Annotated in this window: 13 protein-coding genes; 3 read left to right on the forward strand and 10 right to left on the reverse strand. The window is 71.0% G+C overall.

All coding sequences use genetic code 11. The features are described from left to right. Nucleotides 1–29 precede the first annotated feature (29 nt). From AB0K18_RS18745 to AB0K18_RS18780, 8 genes are all read right to left on the reverse strand, one after another. Nucleotides 30–2,867, reverse strand: a complete 2,838-nt coding sequence (locus AB0K18_RS18745; RefSeq protein ID WP_364915452.1) for a CARDB domain-containing protein — start codon at nt 2,865–2,867, stop codon at nt 30–32. Between the two features lie 56 nt (nt 2,868–2,923). Beyond that, entirely contained in the window at nt 2,924–3,484 is a 561-nt protein-coding gene (locus AB0K18_RS18750; RefSeq protein WP_364915454.1) for an NADAR family protein, read from the reverse strand. A 374-nt stretch (nt 3,485–3,858) separates the two neighbouring features. Further along, nucleotides 3,859–4,266 carry a PIN domain-containing protein gene (locus AB0K18_RS18755; RefSeq protein WP_364915456.1) on the reverse strand — a complete coding sequence of 136 codons (408 nt, stop codon included), beginning with the start codon at nt 4,264–4,266 and terminating at the stop codon, nt 3,859–3,861. Then, entirely contained in the window at nt 4,251–4,511 is a 261-nt protein-coding gene (locus AB0K18_RS18760) for a type II toxin-antitoxin system prevent-host-death family antitoxin (RefSeq protein WP_364915458.1), read from the reverse strand. Before AB0K18_RS18760 ends, AB0K18_RS18755 begins: the two co-directional genes overlap by 16 nt. A 156-nt stretch (nt 4,512–4,667) precedes the next feature. Next, nucleotides 4,668–4,886 carry a hypothetical protein gene (locus tag AB0K18_RS18765; protein ID WP_364915460.1) on the reverse strand — a complete coding sequence of 73 codons (219 nt, stop codon included), beginning with the start codon at nt 4,884–4,886 and terminating at the stop codon, nt 4,668–4,670. Nucleotides 4,887–5,000: 114 nt separating this feature from the next. Then, nucleotides 5,001–5,369 (reverse strand): hypothetical protein, encoded by a 369-nt coding sequence (locus AB0K18_RS18770; RefSeq protein ID WP_364915462.1) that lies wholly within the window; start codon nt 5,367–5,369, stop codon nt 5,001–5,003. A gap of 204 nt (nt 5,370–5,573) precedes the next feature. Continuing rightward, the gene (locus AB0K18_RS18775; protein ID WP_364915464.1) at nt 5,574–6,713 is read right to left on the reverse strand and encodes an acyl-CoA dehydrogenase family protein; all 1,140 of its coding nucleotides are present in this window, start codon (nt 6,711–6,713) and stop codon (nt 5,574–5,576) included. 16 nt (nt 6,714–6,729) lie between these two features. After that, complete coding sequence (locus AB0K18_RS18780; protein WP_364915466.1) at nt 6,730–10,077, reverse strand: indolepyruvate ferredoxin oxidoreductase family protein; 3,348 nt, start codon at nt 10,075–10,077, stop codon at nt 6,730–6,732. A 173-nt stretch (nt 10,078–10,250) separates the two neighbouring features. Between AB0K18_RS18780 and AB0K18_RS18785 the strand changes: the two genes are divergently transcribed. Then, nucleotides 10,251–10,697: an Lrp/AsnC family transcriptional regulator gene (locus AB0K18_RS18785; RefSeq protein WP_364915468.1), complete on the forward strand. Its 447-nt coding sequence runs from the start codon at nt 10,251–10,253 to the stop codon at nt 10,695–10,697. A gap of 17 nt (nt 10,698–10,714) precedes the next feature. Here the strand turns inward: AB0K18_RS18785 and AB0K18_RS18790 are convergent, their stop codons facing one another. Together AB0K18_RS18790 and AB0K18_RS18795 are read right to left on the reverse strand one after the other, a co-directional pair. Then, nucleotides 10,715–12,220: a hypothetical protein gene (locus AB0K18_RS18790; protein WP_364915470.1), complete on the reverse strand. Its 1,506-nt coding sequence runs from the start codon at nt 12,218–12,220 to the stop codon at nt 10,715–10,717. Between the two features lie 123 nt (nt 12,221–12,343). Next, nucleotides 12,344–12,991: a nucleoside monophosphate kinase gene (locus AB0K18_RS18795; protein ID WP_364558399.1), complete on the reverse strand. Its 648-nt coding sequence runs from the start codon at nt 12,989–12,991 to the stop codon at nt 12,344–12,346. Between the two features lie 104 nt (nt 12,992–13,095). On the opposite strand from AB0K18_RS18795, the gene AB0K18_RS18800 reads away from it, so the two are divergent. Beyond that, nucleotides 13,096–14,124 carry a S66 peptidase family protein gene (locus AB0K18_RS18800; protein ID WP_364915472.1) on the forward strand — a complete coding sequence of 343 codons (1,029 nt, stop codon included), beginning with the start codon at nt 13,096–13,098 and terminating at the stop codon, nt 14,122–14,124. A gap of 80 nt (nt 14,125–14,204) precedes the next feature. Continuing rightward, nucleotides 14,205–15,449 carry a C39 family peptidase gene (locus AB0K18_RS18805; RefSeq protein WP_364915474.1) on the forward strand — a complete coding sequence of 415 codons (1,245 nt, stop codon included), beginning with the start codon at nt 14,205–14,207 and terminating at the stop codon, nt 15,447–15,449. The last annotated feature ends 93 nt before the right edge of the window (nt 15,450–15,542 follow it).

Below are 15,542 nucleotides of genomic sequence, written 5' to 3' on the forward strand. Positions count from 1 at the left end.
CGCATTCGTGCGGCCGCCATCCGTGCTTGCTAGTACCGTTCCGCCACTCCGGAGTTGATCTGGACGAGCACCAGCGTCGCGTCCGTGTAGGCGACGAGGTTGCCCACGGCCGGCGGGTCGGCCAGGACCTGCCGCGCGTGCCGCACGGCGTCGCCGACGGTCCTGAGCTTGAGCCTGGTGATGGTCGCCGTGTGGACGTGCGTGCCGGCGTTGATCTGGCGGGTGGCCAGGTTGAGCGTGGTGGCCAGCAGCTCGGCCCGCAGCTCCTTGGGCTGGAGCAGGGGCAGGAGCAGCGCGTCCGACGTCTCCTTCTGCGACAGCGCCCCGTCGCCGTTGCCGTCGAAGCGGGTGTCGGTGGCCTGGACGCGGGCCCGCACCTCGTCCGTACGCAGGTCGGTGCGCAGCGCCCACAGCGTGGACAGCAGCGGGTGCCTGCCGGGCGCGGCCTCGGTGATCGCCGTCTGCGCGGTGGCCGTGGCGGGGCCGAACGTGCAGTCGTTGGCGCCGCCGTAGGCGAGGCTCGCCCGTCCCGTCACCGTGGCGCCCGCCTCGAACAGCAGGCCGGGCCGCGCGGTGAAGGTGATCTCCCCGGACGCGCCCGGCGCGACCGCGCCGAGCGGCCAGGTGAGCGTCGTCGTACCGTCGTCGTTCCTGGTGACCTCGCCGGGACGCGGGCCCGCGCCCGCGTCCAGCGCCTCGCTGTAAGAGACGTCGGCGGGCAGCACGTACGTCAGCTCCGCCCCCGTCGCGGGCGCGTGGCCGGTGTTGCGATGCCCGATCGTGTACGTGATCGCCTCGCCCGCGCGCACCGACGCCGTCGTCGTGGCGGTCACCGCCATGACCGGCGCGCTGACCGTGGTGACGGCCGTGGCCTTGTTGTCGGCCAGCGTCGACTCCGGCTCGGGCAGGCCGTCGGCGTTCTCGCCCGTCACCTCGGCGGTGCTGGTGAGCGTGCTGCCGTCGGCGGCCGTACAGGGGATCTCGTACGTGAACGTCTCGGTCGCCGTACGCTCCGGCGCCAGGTCGTCCAGCGGGCGGGTGACCGGGTCGCCGACCGGCGGTGTGAACGTCACCGACGTGTCGGAGGACGCGCTCGCCCCCTTGTTCCCGATCGTCACAGTCGCGGTCACCGTGTCCCCACCCGCGGCCTCCGCCTTGTCGACGGTCATGCCCGCGGTCAGGTCGACCGCCGTCACCTTGAGCACGGCGTCGCCGGTCAGCTCGGGCACGATGGGGCCGTGGTCGCCGTCGGCCCAGTACGGGCTGCCGGTGAAGCCGTGGACCAGCTGGCTCCAGTCGGGGTTGCTGACCAGCCGCTCACTGGCGTCGTCGCTGGTGCAGCCCTCCTCGAAGTCCGGAATGTGGTTGATGTCGGCGACTGCGCCGGTCGTGAACGTGCCGTCGCCGTCCCAGTCGATCTTCTCGTCCGGGTCGGACCTGGCCACCACGCCGTCCTTGCCGTGGATCACCGGATCGCGCGCGCCCGCCAGCCCCGGCTCCTGCGTCTCGTCGAGGTCGTTCTCCAGCAGCGTCTGCTTGCCGAAGCGCTGGTAGTCGAGGGGGCGGCCGGAGTCGAGGTTCTGCGTCTGCCAGGCGTAGTTCATCACGCTCTGGTAGTTGGGCTTGCAGTTGATCGAGTCGACCACGCCGTTGGTGTAGCGGCCGCCGTGGCCGAGGCCGAAGGTGTGACCCAGCTCGTGCAGCAACGTCCCCTGCTCGACGGCGACCCGGCCGCCGCCCGCCTTGAGCATGTCGTCCGTCCAGCGGCCCAGGGACACCACGAAGTCGTCGCCGCCCCGGTCGTGCAGCTCCGCCCGGCCCGACGTGGTGCCGCTGCCGGTCAGGCCGTTGACGAAGAGCCCGTACCGGAAGTGGCGGCGCTTGAACTGCACGATCTCCCCGCATACAGGGCTCGCCCGGTCGGCCTTCGTGCCGAAGTGCCCGCCGTCGCCGGGGCCGCAGGAGCCGGGGGCTCCCGACTTGATGTCGTCGAAGTCGTCGTACGCGCCGGGCTGCCGGTCGTCGCTGAAGTCGATCGACTCGGCGAACGGCACCTCCTCGTCCGCCAGCAGGTGCAGCGCCAGGCCCTTCCCGCCGGTCTGCTCGTTGGTCACCGGAGCTACGTCGAACACCTCCTCGACCCTCTCCAGCACGCCGGGCTGCGGCTTCCTGTCCTTCATCCAGTCGATCTCGACGTACAGGTCGCGGCGGTCCGGATCCACGTCCGGCAGGGTCAGGTCCACGACGTCGTCGTCGTCGAAGTCGAGCCCGCGGTACTCCTCGTAGTCGGTGAACCCGTCCCGGTCCGAGTCGGTGACCGAGGTCGGCGTGACCTCGATGCAGACCTGCGCCGACGGTTTCGGATCCGGCCCGAAGACGCCGCCGCCCGGCTCTCCGTTCCCGGCCACGCACCCCGTGCTGTCGTTCAGGTCGCCGGAGACCGTGCCGTGGATCATGTTGACCTTGAACCGCGTGTCGGCCTGCCCGGCGACCGGCGAGGTGTCGGCCAGGTCGTCGCCGGAGGTGCTGTCGTGGTCCCAGATCTGCACCGAGATCTCCTGCTCGACCACCGTCGTGGGGATCTGCTGGGAGTGTGTCCAGAACGGGGCGACCTGCACCTGGTCGTCGGGTGCTCTGGGGGTGGTGTGAGTGGCGAAGCCGGCGAACGTGATCTTCCCGTAGAAGTCCGGCGTCTTCTCGCCGGCGGCTTCCAGCCCCCGCTCATCGCAGGCGGCCACGCAGTTCACGAGAAGGATCCGCACGTTCAGCGGCTGGGTGTCCGCCGCGCGGGCGGGGGAACCGACGAGGACCAGGCCCGCGACGGTCATGATGAGGGCGAGTGTTGCTCGTAAGACTGAGGTGGACACGTCGCGAACGTACGGGCGGCGGCTTCGTACGACATGAGTACCACGTACTCAATCGCCTACATCCGCCGCAGAACCTCCCGAACCTCCATAAGAGCGAACCCCAGCACATTGAGTCCCCGCCAAGCTTGGGGCCGCTCAGCCCGCTCATCATCAGCCGCCAGCCCAATCCCCCAAACCCGATCAACCGGACTGGTCTCCACAAGCACCCGCTCCCCCGTCTTCAGGAGGTAGTCGCGCAACTCGGAGTTCTGCCCGAACTTCGCCAGATTCCCCTGCACCACAAGCTCGAACCGAGCCGCCTCCCACACCTCCTCACGGAACCCCCGCACCCGCCGCCCCAGATCCTTGGCCTGCTTGGGATGCGAAGCCCCCACAATCGCCGCCGCCATCTCCTCATCCCCGAACAGCCGCGCCTTGGCAGCCATCATGAAATGCTCAGCCGACGAATAGAACACGCCATCCACCACGAACCGGGCCGGCCACCACTGCGACAGACACCCAGCCCCCACCCCACCGTCCCGCGGCGCCCGATGCCCCCAGAACATGAGGTACTTGACCCGCTCCCCCCGCTCGACAGCTTCAACCAACTGACCCACATCCCGCACCACACTCTCCATCCCCGCACCATCCCAGAACACCGATACCGACCGCCAACCAATTCGGCGGAGAGGCTGAAAGCAGTGGACAGAAACCGGCTGCTGGAACTGGTGAACTGACTGGAGGAAGAACACGGACCGGTCAAGAGGGGGCGGGTACGCACCGGCGATCCAGGCGTTAGGCAAGAGTCCCATGCTCGCTGAGTACACGTACGCCAAAGGAAACGGCGTAGTACGGGCGGACAAGAGTATGACCCATTCCGACGCCAGGTCCTACGAGGACGCCCTCAACGAGATCGTCGAATAAACCCGAAGAACCCCGCCACCCAGCTCAGGAGCGCCGGGTTCGCGCAGGTCGCATCTGTCCGGTAACGGTGTGGCCCTGCATGACTTGTTCAGCGAGGAACCACCTGAGCGCGAACACCTGGGAGATCGTGGAAGGCGGCCGAGGCGTCCATGGTGATCAGGGTTCTCGCAGTGGCGGCGGCCGTCGCAGCGATCAGCAGATCGTACGCTCCTCGCGACTTACCTTCGCGTCGTACATGCGCCATAAGACGAGCATGGACTCTGGCGACGTCCGTCGTGTACTCCTCGACGGGAATCAGTGCGAGGACCTCATCCACGAAGGCCTGCCGATCAGGTCGCCGAGCCGCATCGGCCATCTCCACCCCGACGAGCAGTTCGGCCACGGTGATCGCCGCGATGGCCATGTCATCGGCGTCGTCGATCACGGCGTCAACGGAGACCTTGCCGCGCTCAGCGGCAATGAGCACGCCCGTGTCCAGGATCAGGCGTCGGGCCACGTGCTTCTCATCTCGTCGTCGATCACCTCTCGGGCCGCGGAGACATCGGCCTCGAAGTCCGGGTCCAGTCTCCCCACGTTTCTGGCCAGAAACGCCTTGACCATACGCCCTGGAGCGGTGGGTGCGGGGCCGATCACGGCTATCTGCTTACCGCCACGGGTCACCACGATCGTCTCCCCGCGCTCAGCCTCGTCAAGAACGGTAGCGAAGCTGCGAGACGCTTCGGTGGCAGTCATCACCTTCATCAAATCAGATTATCTGATAGCGCCACATCTGGACACTGTCCGCCGCTCGAAGGCGCCTGACAAGAACGGATGGCCGGCTGAATCCACCCAGCACTGACTGCCCGAGCAAGCAGGCACGCCGCTGCTTGGGTGGGGCAACAGTGACGCTATCTCCACCTACCGCGATTGAGGCAACTTGCTCAACGCGTCGTCGATGATGCCGTGCAGGGCTCTGGCGCAGGCCGAGACTCTGCCGTTCGGTGGGTAGTAGACGCTGGCGACCGGCGGCTCGTCGCAATAGTCCTTGCCGTGCTGACTGCAGCATCGCTCGGTGGCCGCGACGCTGTTCGGGTCGTGGAAGGCGGGGTCGAACGGCATCACGATTCGGATCTCCATGGGTTCCATGGGTAGTCAGCGGCGCGGTGCCGTGAAGGCCCGGCCCCCCATCCCCTTTCAATTCCGTACTTCGGTTTTCCTGCATACGGCTTATCGATGATCTTTTTGAAATGGTTACGCTGCCTTCGGATAGCGGATCGTGCCCCGCAGGCGACGCAGGCCGTGCCCGTTGAACCACTCCTCAGTCCATTGCGCCGTCTGAGCAGCTCGCAGGTTACGTCCCGTTCCCGACCGGCGGCGGTCGGTCCGCTCCCGGACCTTGGACCCGAGTCTCTTCATCGCCGTCCGACTCGGCCAGCGGTGCAGGTAAAAGCGGACGGTGCCGTACTTCACCCACGACCGGCCAGAAAAACGGGCGCGGAAGTGGCAGCCGAGGAAGTCGAGTCCTTCCCGGCCCTCTCTGAGGTCAACGATCTTCGTCTTGTCCGGGTGCAGCCTCAGCCCCAGCGACGCGAGAAAGTCCTCAATCGCCTTCAGGTCCATTCCGGCTTGGACCAAGCTACTGGGAGGGCACCCTTGCTGAGGTTGCAAAGGAGCAGGAGGAGCAGTGTGGCTGAGACTACTGGGTGAGCAGCTGCGGCACGGCAAACGGCGACGGCTGACAGACGCCTGATCGGCCACGCCGGGTTCGATGACCAAGAACCCCGCCTCCCAGCACAAGGAAGCGGGATTTTCTCAGGTCAGATGCTACTTGGCCAGCGAGCGGCTGATCACCAATCTCTGGATCTGGTTGGTGCCTTCGAAGATCTGCATGATCTTCGCTTCGCGCATGTATCTCTCCACCCGGAACTCCCGCGTGTACCCGTACCCCCCGAAAACCTGGACGGCGTCGGTGGTGACCTTCATGGCGGCGTCCGTGGCGGCCAGTTTGGCGATCGAGGCGTGGCGGCTGTACGGCATGCCGGCGTCGCGGCGGCGGGCGGCGTCCAGGTACGTGGCGCGGGCGGTGTCGACGGCGGCGGCCATGTCGGCCAGCAGGAAGCCGAGGCCCTGGTGGTCGATGATGCGTTTGCCGAAGGTCTGGCGTTCCTTGGCGTACGCCACCGCCTCGTCCAGGGCGGCCTGGGCGAGGCCCGTGGCGCAGGCGGCGATGCCCAGGCGGCCGGAGTCGAGGGCGCTGAAGGCGATCTGGAGGCCCTGGCCCTCCTCGCCGATGAGGCGGTCGGCGTCCACGAGCACCCCGTCCCAGTGGGCGCTGGTCGTCGGTACGGCGTGCAGCCCCATTTTCTCCTCCGGGCGGCCGAAGGTGAGGCCGTCGGCGGCGCCGGGGGCGAGGAAGCAGGAGACGCCGCGCGAGCCGGACCCGGTACGGGCGAAGAGGGCGTAGAAGTCGGCGATGCCCCCGTGCGTGATCCACGCCTTGTTGCCGGTGATGCGGTAGCCGTCGGCGACGCGTTCGGCGCGGCAGGTCAGCGCCCCGGCGTCGGAGCCGGCCTGCGGCTCGGACAGGCTGTAGCCGCCGACGAGCTCGCCCGCCAGCATGCGGGGCAGCCACCGATCGCGCTGCTCGGGGGTGCCGTGGGTGGAGACGGTGTAGCAGGCCAGCGTGTGCACGCTGGTGGCGACGGCGACGGCCGCCCAGCGCATCGCCAGCTCCTCGATGACCTGCAGATACACCTCGTACGGCTGCCCGCCCCCGCCGTACTCCTCCGGGTAGGGCAGGCCGAGCAGCCCGGCCGCGCCCAAGGTGGCGAACAGGCCCTCGGGGTAGGTCTCGGAGCGTTCGTGCTCGTCGACCCGGCGGGCCAGCTCCTTGTCGGCGATGTCGCGGGTCAGCTCGATGAGGTCTCTGGCGTCCTGGTCCGGCAGCAGGCGTTCGACGGTCACGATGACTCCTGAGGATTCAGAGGTTCTCCAACGCTTTCTGCGCGCGTTCGCGGAACTCGGCGACCCGGGCGAGCTTGATGTCCTCGTACCCGCGGATCAGGTCGGGCAGGCCCGCCAGCTCCTCGACGACGGCGGCGTTGTCCGGGGTGAGGCGGTCGAGCGCGGTGCGGACGAGGCCGCGGTACTCGTCGATCAGCGCCCGCTCCACCCGCCGCACCTCGGCCTTGCCGAACACGTCGAACGCGGTCCCCCGCAGCACCTTGGCGGCGCGCAGGCCGCGGAAGAGCACCCCGGCGGAGCGCCCCACCTTGATCTTGCGCTTCATGCCCATCGCGCGGAGGACGGGCGGGTGGAGGAGCACCGACACCTTCGCGCCGGTGCCGAACTCGCGCTCGCGCCGCGCCTGCTCGGCCGGGTCGAGATGGAGGCGGGCGACCTCGTACTCGTCCTTGTAGGCCATCAGCTTGTGCAGGCCGCGCGCGTAGGCGAGGGCGATGGCGGCGCCGGCCTCCTCACCGGCCCGCTCCAGAGCGTGGGCGGCGACGCTGCGGACGTCGTCGGCGTACGTACGGGCGTAGGTGGCGTTCTGGTAGCCGGTGAGGTCGGCGACGCGGTCGGCCACGACCTCCTCGAACGTCGGCGGCTCGGGAGGCGCGGGCAGCACGGCCCCGCGTACGGCGTCGGGGTCGTGCGCGACGGCCCGCCCCCACCGGAACGCGGCCAGGTTCTGCTCGACGGAGGCCCGGTTGAGCGTGATGGCCCGCTCGATCGCTTCGGCGCCGACGGGCAGGCAGCCGTGCTGGTACGCGGCGCCGAGCAGCAGCAGGTTGGCCGGCATGTGGTCGCCGAACAGCTCCTCCGACAGCGCGTGCGCGTCCACGCAGTGCTGGGCGCGGGTGGCGGAGGCGACGCGGGCGACCGCGTCGGCGTGGCCGGGGACGGGGACGCGGCCGGTCACCATGGCGGCGGTGGGTACGACGGAGGTGTTCAGCACGGCGACGGTACGCCCGGGCGCCGCCACGGACAGCGTGGCGTCGGCCGCCGCCCCCAGCACGTCGAACCCGATGAGCACGTCGGCGCTGCCCCGTGAGGCGCGGACGTGCCCGGCCGGCGGCCGCTTGCCGATGCGCACGTCGCTGACCACGGGCCCGCCCTTCTGCGCGAGCCCGGTCTGCTCAAGGCCGGTGGCGTGCAGCCCGTCGAGGTGGGCGGCCATCTGCAGGATCTGCGAGACGGTGACCACGCCGGTGCCGCCGATGCCGGGCATCCTGATGAGCGTCTCGTCGCCGTGGGAGGTGACCGGCTCTGGCGGGGTGACGGGCGGCGCGGGCGCCTTCCTCGGCTCCTTGGTGCCCGGCTCGACCAGCAGGAACGAAGGGCAGTCGCCCTTGAGGCAGCTCAGGTCGGTGTTGCAGGACGCCTGGTGGATGCGGGTCTTGCGGCCGTACTCGGTCTCGACCGGCTGCACGGACAGGCACGTGGAGACGTCGCCGCAGTCGCCGCAGCCCTCGCAGACCCGCTCGTTGATGTGCACCTTCTGGGCGGGCGTGGGTAGCTTGCCGCGCTTGCGCAGCCGTCGTTCCTCGGCGGCGCAGCGGTCGTCGTGGATGAGCACGGTCACCCCGCCGATCGCGGCCAGTTCCTTCTCGACCTCGGGCAGGTCGTCGCGGTGCCGTACGGAGGCGATCGGCGCGAGCTGCACCCCCCGGTATGTCTCGGGCTCCGGCGTGGTGATCACCACCCGCCGCACACCCTCAAGGGCCAGCTCCCGCGTCAGCGCGGGCACGTCCAGCCGCCCCTCGGGCCGCTGCCCGCCGGTCATGGCGACCGCGTCGTTGTAGAGCAGCTTGTACGTCATCGGCACCCCCGCCGCGACCGCCGCCCTGATGGCCAGCGACCCGGAGTGGTGGTAGGTGCCGTCGCCGAGGTTCTGCACGAAGTGCCGGTCGTCGGTGAACGGCGACAGCCCGATCCACTGCGCGCCCTCACCGCCCATCTGCGTGATGCCGACCTGGGTGCCGCGCCCGTGACCGTCGAGCGCGATCATCGCGTGGCAGCCGATGCCCACGCCGACCAGCGTGCCGTCGGCGGTGCGGGTGGAGGTGTTGTGCGGGCAGCCCGAGCAGAAGTACGGCGTGCGCGCCGCCACCACCGGCAGCAGCCCACGGCGGCGCTCGCGGCGCGGCGGCTCGATGCCGAGGCAGGTGGCGATCGCCTTGGCCACGTCGTCGGCGCCCAGCGTGCCCCTGGCGGTGAGCAGGTCGCGGCCGGCGATCTCGGGAACGTGCGCGCCGCCGTACAGGGCCTGCTTGAGGTGGCCCTCCAGGAACGGCACCTTGTCCTCGACCACCAGCACCCGGCCGAGGCCCGAGGTCAGCTCGGCCAGCTCGGCGGGGTCGAGCGGGAACGGCATCGCGATCCTGATCAGCCGCAGGCCGTGCGCGTCCATCGCGGCCTCGTCGATGCCGAGGTCGGCGAGGGCGCGTTCGACCACCGCGTACGTGGCGCCGGACGCGAGCACCCCCAGGGTGGTGTTGCCGGCGCCGGCCGTCACCCGGTTGAGCCCGTGCTCGCGGGCGTAGGCGCGGGCCAGGTCGAGGCGGCGGGTGAGCATGTCGTGCTCGGCGTCGAGCGCGGCGGGGCCGAGCAGGATGGGCGCGGGCCCCCGGGAGGCGCGCCCCGGCTCGGGGATGCCGGCGCGCAGCGGACCGAGGTCGACGGTGGCGGAGGCGTCGGCGATGTCGGCGACGATCTTCAGGCCGACCCACAGGCCCGTCGCCCGCGACATGGCCACCGCGTGCAGCCCGAACTCGATGATCTCGGCCACCGAGCCCGGCGCCAGCAGCGGCATCGACAGGCTCTGGCACATCGGCTCGCACGAGCTGGGCAGCGTGGACGACTTGCAGCCGGGGTCGTCGCCGATCCAGGCCACCGCGCCGCCCAGCGGGGCCGTGCCCGCCACGTTGGCGTGCCTGAGGGCGTCGGCGGCCCGGTCGAGGCCGGGGTTCTTGCCGTACCAGAAGCCCGTCACGCCCTCGTGGCGGCGGCCCGGCACCTGGTCGAGCAGCTGCGTGCCGGCCACCGCCGTGGCCGCCAGCTCCTCGTTCAGCCCGGGTTTGACCACCACGCCGGCGGGCTCCAGGAACGTCGCCGCCCTGCCCATCTCCAGGTCCACGCCCGCCAGCGGCGAACCCGGGTAGCCGCTGACGAACGCCCGGGTGTCCAGCCCGCGCTCGTCGTCCAGGCGGCGCTGCTCCAGCGTCAAGCGGACCAGGGCCTGGATGCCCGAGATGAGCACACGGCCGTCCTGCGCCGCGTACTTGTCGTCGAGCGACACGGGGGCGGGAGTCTCGCTCACGCTCATGCGAACCTCCTGGCTTTCTTACGTGCTCGCCTCGTGGGCGCCGTGCTTCTCAGCACAGCAACCAGGGCATGATATGCGCAAGTATTAGACGAGAAACCGGGCCGAAGACGCAAACAATATGAGTTCATGGACGTGCCAGCCGGCGTTCTTTGCGCATGAAGGGGGCGTACTCCGTGCCTGACGTGGACGACATCGATCACCAGGTGCTGCGACTGCTGCGCGAGGACGGGCGCAGGACGTTCTCCGAGATGGCCGAGCGTATCGGGCTGTCGGTGGCGGCGGTCAAGCGGCGGGTGGACCGGCTCAAGGAGCTGGGCGTGATCACCGGTTTCGCCGTGCAGATCGACTACGCCAAGCTCGGCTGGGGCATCGAGGCCTTCACCGAGCTGCGCTACCCCGGCACCACCCCGGTCGCCGAGATCATCCGCACCGCCACCGACGTGCCCGAGGTGCAGGCCGTGTTCACGATCGCGGGCGACCCGGACGCGCTGATCCACGTACGGGTGCGCGACCTCGGCCACCTCCAGCAGGTCATCGACCGGCTGCGCAGGGCCGGGAACGTCACGGGCACCAAGACCCTGCTCGTGCTCGGGTCGTGGACCCGCGACGTCCTGGACTGAGGCCGGGCAGGTGCAGGTCAGGGGGTTCGCCTGTCCTGGTGGGAGAAGAAGCGGACGAGCAGGCCGATCGCGAGCAGCACCGCCACGCCGAGGCCGAGCATCCACATCGACGCGCCGGTCAGCGGCAGGGTCTCATCGCCGTGGTGCGCGGGCGGCGGCACGTCTCCGGCGGCGGCCGGTGGCTCGGGGACGCGCTCGCGGCGGGGCTCGCCCGGCTCGTGCCCGGTGTTCTTGCGCTCCTTGTCCGGGGAGGCGCTGGGGGTGGGCTCGGGGGTCTCCTCCGGCTCCTCGACGCTCGCCTGGGCCGGTTCCGCCGCCGTCACGACCGTGTCGGCGCAGGCGTGGTTGTCCTCGGTGTTCTCCTCGCCGCCGCCCGTCGTGACGGACGCGCAGATCGTCAGCGGGCCCGCCACGTGCGGGGTCAGGCTGAACGCGTACGTCCTGCTCTCCCCCGGCGAGAGCGGGCCGAGCGGGCAGGTGGACGCGGAGCCGCTGGGCGGACACTCGGCCGGGCGCTCGGCGATCGTCGCGCGGTCGCCGTCGGCCGGGTTGTGCAGGGAGACGTTCGCGGCCCGTGAGGGGCCGTGGTTGGTCACCGTCAGCCGGTACGGGATCCGCTCGCCGTGGCCCACCTCCCGCGGGGCGCCCTCCTGGCGTACCTCGACCTCGGCGACCGCCCGCGCGCGCGTCGTCAGCTCGTCCTCGCCGGCGATCGCGTCCGGTGCGGTGACGTGGGCGCGGTTGACCAGGTTCGTGCCGTCCTGGAGGGCGGGATCGGTGCTGACCGGCAGCTCGAACGCGACGCTCTCCCCTGCAGGAAGCGTCATGGCGCAGGTGACCGTGCGTCCGGTGAGCGAGCAGCCGTCCGGGAGGCGGCCGGGGGTGAGGTCGCGGTCGAGCACGGCGGTGGCGATGACGTCGGCGGCGTCCGTCGCGCCGGCGTTCGTGACGGTCATGAGGTAGACCGCCTCGCCGCCGATGATCACGGGGTCAGGCGCGAGGTCCTGGGTGACGTGCAGGTTCGTGGGGACGCGCGGCGTCCCCGTCCCGCTCGGCCTGGGCGCCGCCGGCCCGCCCCGCCGGCCGCCCGGCTCCCCTTCCGGCCCGCCCCGCCGGCCGCCCGGCTCCCCTTCCGGCCCGCCCCGCCGGCCGCCCGGGTCCCCTTCCGGCCCGTACGTCGGCGCCCCCACGAGCCAGGACGGCCCCATCGCGCTCTTGGCGGCGCTGCCCGGCGCCGGCCCGGACCCTGGACCGCGCGCGGCGCCGCCGGGCGCGAACCACGCCCCCGCGCCGGCCCCGAGACCCGCGTCCGCGCCGAGGTCCGCGGGAGGCCGGCCGCCGGTGAGCGGCGGCGCGCCGGGCGAAGAGCGCGGGATGGCGGGTGGGCCGGCGGCGGAAAGTGTCTCGGTGGCGGGTGGGCCGGCCGCCGGAAGCGTCTCGACGGCGGGTGGAATGGTCGCCGCCCAGGCGGCGGTGCCCAGCGCGGCGAGCGCGATGATCGCCGCGATCCCGGGCCTGCCCATGTCGTACCCCCGCGTGACGTGCCTGTCTCGACCCGGTGGCGATCCTCCTCCGGGGCGGCCGGGTCCCGGGGGCGGTCCGACCGCAACGATGAGCCGCCGTGACCGACTCTTTGCCTCACGGGGTCAGCCCTGGTAGGGCGGCAGATTGAAGCGGGTGCGGATGGTCCGCTGGACGGCGAGCTTGTCGGCGCGGGCGTCGATGGTCAGCACGTACTCCTTGCGGCGGAACAGCTCAAGCACCGGCCCCGTCTTGTCGTGGTAGTCGGCGAGCCGCCTGGCGAGCGCATCGGGGGTGTCGTCCGCCCTGGTCACCAGCTCGCCGCCGCACACGTCGCAGCGCCCCTCCTCCTCGGGCCGGTGGGCGATCAGGTTGTAGTCCATGCCGCACCGCGCGCACAGCCGCCGGGCCAGCACCCGCCTGCGCACCTCGTCGTCGGGCAGGTCGAGGTGGATGACGCCGTCGAGGTCGTAGCTCTCCAGGAAGAACTCGGCCTGCCGCCGGTTGCGCGGGAAGCCGTCCACGATGAAGCCGTAGTTCCAGTCGTGGAGTTCGAGGCGGTCCTTGACGACGTCCGCCACCAGGTCGTCACCGACCAGCTCGCCCGCCGCGACGAGGCGGCGTACCTGGGCGCCGAGCTTGGTGTGGTGCTTGACGTGCCAGCGGAAGATGTCACCGACGCTGATGTGGACGAGGTCGAGGTCGGCGGCGAGCATCGCGCTCTGGGTGCCCTTTCCGCTGCCCTGCACGCCCATGATCACATATTTCCGCATATCGAGCCGCTCCCGTCCTGTCGTAGGTCTCGTCACGATCCCACCGGGGATCATGCGCGAAAAGGGGTACGAACCCGGGCGGCGATCGTGCGAGGATCTCCGCCATGGATCCGCGTTACCCCGCCCCGCTGCGTCCCGGCGACCGCGTCGCCGTCACCGCCCCCTCCTCCGGCGTGCCCGACGTGCTGCGCGCCCGGCTCGAAGCGGCGATCCGCACGGTGGAGTCGCGCGGGTTCGAGGTGGTGACGGGCTCCTGCCTGTACGACCAAGGCCACGTCAGCGCCCCGGCGGAAGACCGGGCCCGCGAGCTGATGACCCTGCTCACCGACCCCACGATCAGGGCCGTGGTGCCGCCGTGGGGCGGCCAGACCGCGATCGACCTGCTGCCGCTGCTCGACTGGGACGCGCTGCGCGCCGCCGAGCCGACCTGGGTGGTGGGCTATTCGGACATGTCCACGATCATCACCCCGCTGACGCTTCTCACCGGCGTGGCCACGGTCCACGGCAACAACCTGATGGACACCCCCTACCGCGCCCCCGAGGGCCTGCTGACCTGGCTCGACATCGTCACGATGACGCCTGGCACGACGTTCACCCAGCTCCCGCCCGGCCGCCACCGCGCGCACGGCCGCGACGACTACGTCGAGACGCCCGAGGTGGACACGTTCACGCTGGACACCCCAGGACGGTGGCGGCGGCTCGACGGCGACGGCGACCTCGAGGTGACCGGCCGGCTGATCGGCGGCTGCATCGAGACGCTCGCCGACGTCGCCGGCACCCCCTACGCCGACGTGCCCGCCTTCGCGGCGGCGGCCGGTGACGAGGGCCTGCTGGTCTACGTCGAGGCGTGCGAGCACGACGCGGGCGAGATCTGCCGCCACCTGCACGGCATGCGCCTGGCCGGCTTCTTCACCGGCGCGAACGCCGTCATCGTGGGCCGCACCTCGGCGCCCGGCCTTCCCTCGCTGAGCCAGGAGGAGGCCGTGCTGGACGCGCTGGGCGGGCTCGGCGTGCCGATCGTGGCCGAGGTCGAGTGCGGGCACGTGCCGCCGTACATGCCGATCGTGAACGGCGCCCGCGGCCGCCTGGTGTGCACCGCGGACCGGAACGAATTGACCCAGACTCTCGCCTGATACGTAGATCTGCCGATGCTCGGCACACCCGCTGCGCATACTGTCGGCCCCACCGAGCGCCTTCAGAGCAAGGTGGGTCCATGCGTGCGCTGACCGTGTTCCTGTCCACTCTCGCCCTGGTCACGACCTGTGCCGCCCCGGCCGGGGCGAAACCGGCCGCGACGGTGCCCGACGTGGTGTTCCAGCGGGCCGACTTCACCACCGGCACCGCCGAGGGCACCACGGCGGCGGGCGGGCTCGCGTTCGGGGAGGCGGTGGGCACCGTCTCCCACACCGACGCGCTGGGCACGAAGACGTGGGAGTACGCCCGCTGGACCGGGCCCGAGCAGGTCATCGGCTTCCCCGCCACCGAGCTGATCGCGTCGTGGACGGCCGACGTGCCACCGGGAAGCTGGCTGCAGGTCGAGGCGAGGGGCAGGAACGCCGAGGGGCTGACCCGGTGGTACTCCCTGGGCCGCTGGTCGTACGCGGAGGGCGACGTGCTGCGCACCTCGGTGTCCGGCCAGTCCGACGCCGACGGGAAGGTGGCGGTCGACACGCTGGTCGCGGCGGCCGGCAAGCCGCTCAGCGCCTACCAGCTCCGGCTGACCCTCTACCGGCGGCCGGGGTCTTCCGTGACGCCGCGGGTGCGGACGTCCGGCGTGATGAGCTCCAACGTGCCGCTCCGCGCGAGCGTGCCGGTCAGTCCAGGCGGCGGCGCGTGGGGCGAGGAACTGGCCGTGCCGCGCCGCTCCCAGAACATCCACCAGGGCCACTACCCCGAGTGGAACGGCGGCGGCGAGGCGTGGTGCAGCCCGACCTCGACCACGATGGTCATGGGCTACTGGGACACCTGGCCCAGTGAGCAGGACACCGCCTGGGTCAAGGACTCCGACCCGAACCCCGAGGTCGACCACGCCGCCCGCTTCACCTACGACCACGCCTACAGGGGCACCGGCAACTGGCCGTTCAACACCGCCTACGCCGGCCGCTACGGCCTCGACGGGTTCATCACCCGGCTGCGCTCGCTGACGGAGCTGGAGCTGCTGATCAGCGCCGGCGTTCCGGTGATCACCTCGCAGTCGTTCAACAAGGAGGAACTGCCGGGCGCCGGCTACGGCACCGACGGCCACCTCATGGTCGTCGTCGGCTTCACGGAGACCGGCGACGTGATCGCCAACGACCCGGCCTCGCCGAGCAACGCGGCCGTGCGGCGGGTCTATCCGCGGGCCGCGTTCGAGAACGTGTGGCTGCGGAGTTCGAGCAGCGGCGGCGTCGCGTACGTGATCCATCCGCAGGGCCGCCGGCTGCCCGCCACGACTCCTGGGCTGCCCGCCAACTGGTGACCCCGATTGCCGCCATGATCTGCCCGAATATGCGGCGATAGCGGCGGCTGAGCGGCCGTTCGTGCCCCTCGACGGCCGCCCCGGACGTGCGTA

It is taken from the genome of Nonomuraea sp. NPDC049421 (assembly GCF_040677005.1).
GTDB lineage: Bacteria > Actinomycetota > Actinomycetes > Streptosporangiales > Streptosporangiaceae > Nonomuraea > Nonomuraea salmonea.

Coding starts and splice junctions, on each gene's coding strand:
- AB0K18_RS18760 (WP_364915458.1), bottom strand. CDS start 4,511: ATGAAGGTGATGACTGCCACCGAAGCGTCTCGCAGCTTCGCTACCGTT.
- AB0K18_RS18795 (WP_364558399.1), bottom strand. CDS start 12,991: ATGCGGAAATATGTGATCATGGGCGTGCAGGGCAGCGGAAAGGGCACC.
- AB0K18_RS18790 (WP_364915470.1), bottom strand. CDS start 12,220: ATGGGCAGGCCCGGGATCGCGGCGATCATCGCGCTCGCCGCGCTGGGC.
- AB0K18_RS18780 (WP_364915466.1), bottom strand. CDS start 10,077: ATGAGCGTGAGCGAGACTCCCGCCCCCGTGTCGCTCGACGACAAGTAC.
- AB0K18_RS18770 (WP_364915462.1), bottom strand. CDS start 5,369: ATGGACCTGAAGGCGATTGAGGACTTTCTCGCGTCGCTGGGGCTGAGG.
- AB0K18_RS18805 (WP_364915474.1), top strand. CDS start 14,205: ATGCGTGCGCTGACCGTGTTCCTGTCCACTCTCGCCCTGGTCACGACC.
- AB0K18_RS18765 (WP_364915460.1), bottom strand. CDS start 4,886: ATGGAGATCCGAATCGTGATGCCGTTCGACCCCGCCTTCCACGACCCG.
- AB0K18_RS18750 (WP_364915454.1), bottom strand. CDS start 3,484: ATGGAGAGTGTGGTGCGGGATGTGGGTCAGTTGGTTGAAGCTGTCGAG.
- AB0K18_RS18800 (WP_364915472.1), top strand. CDS start 13,096: ATGGATCCGCGTTACCCCGCCCCGCTGCGTCCCGGCGACCGCGTCGCC.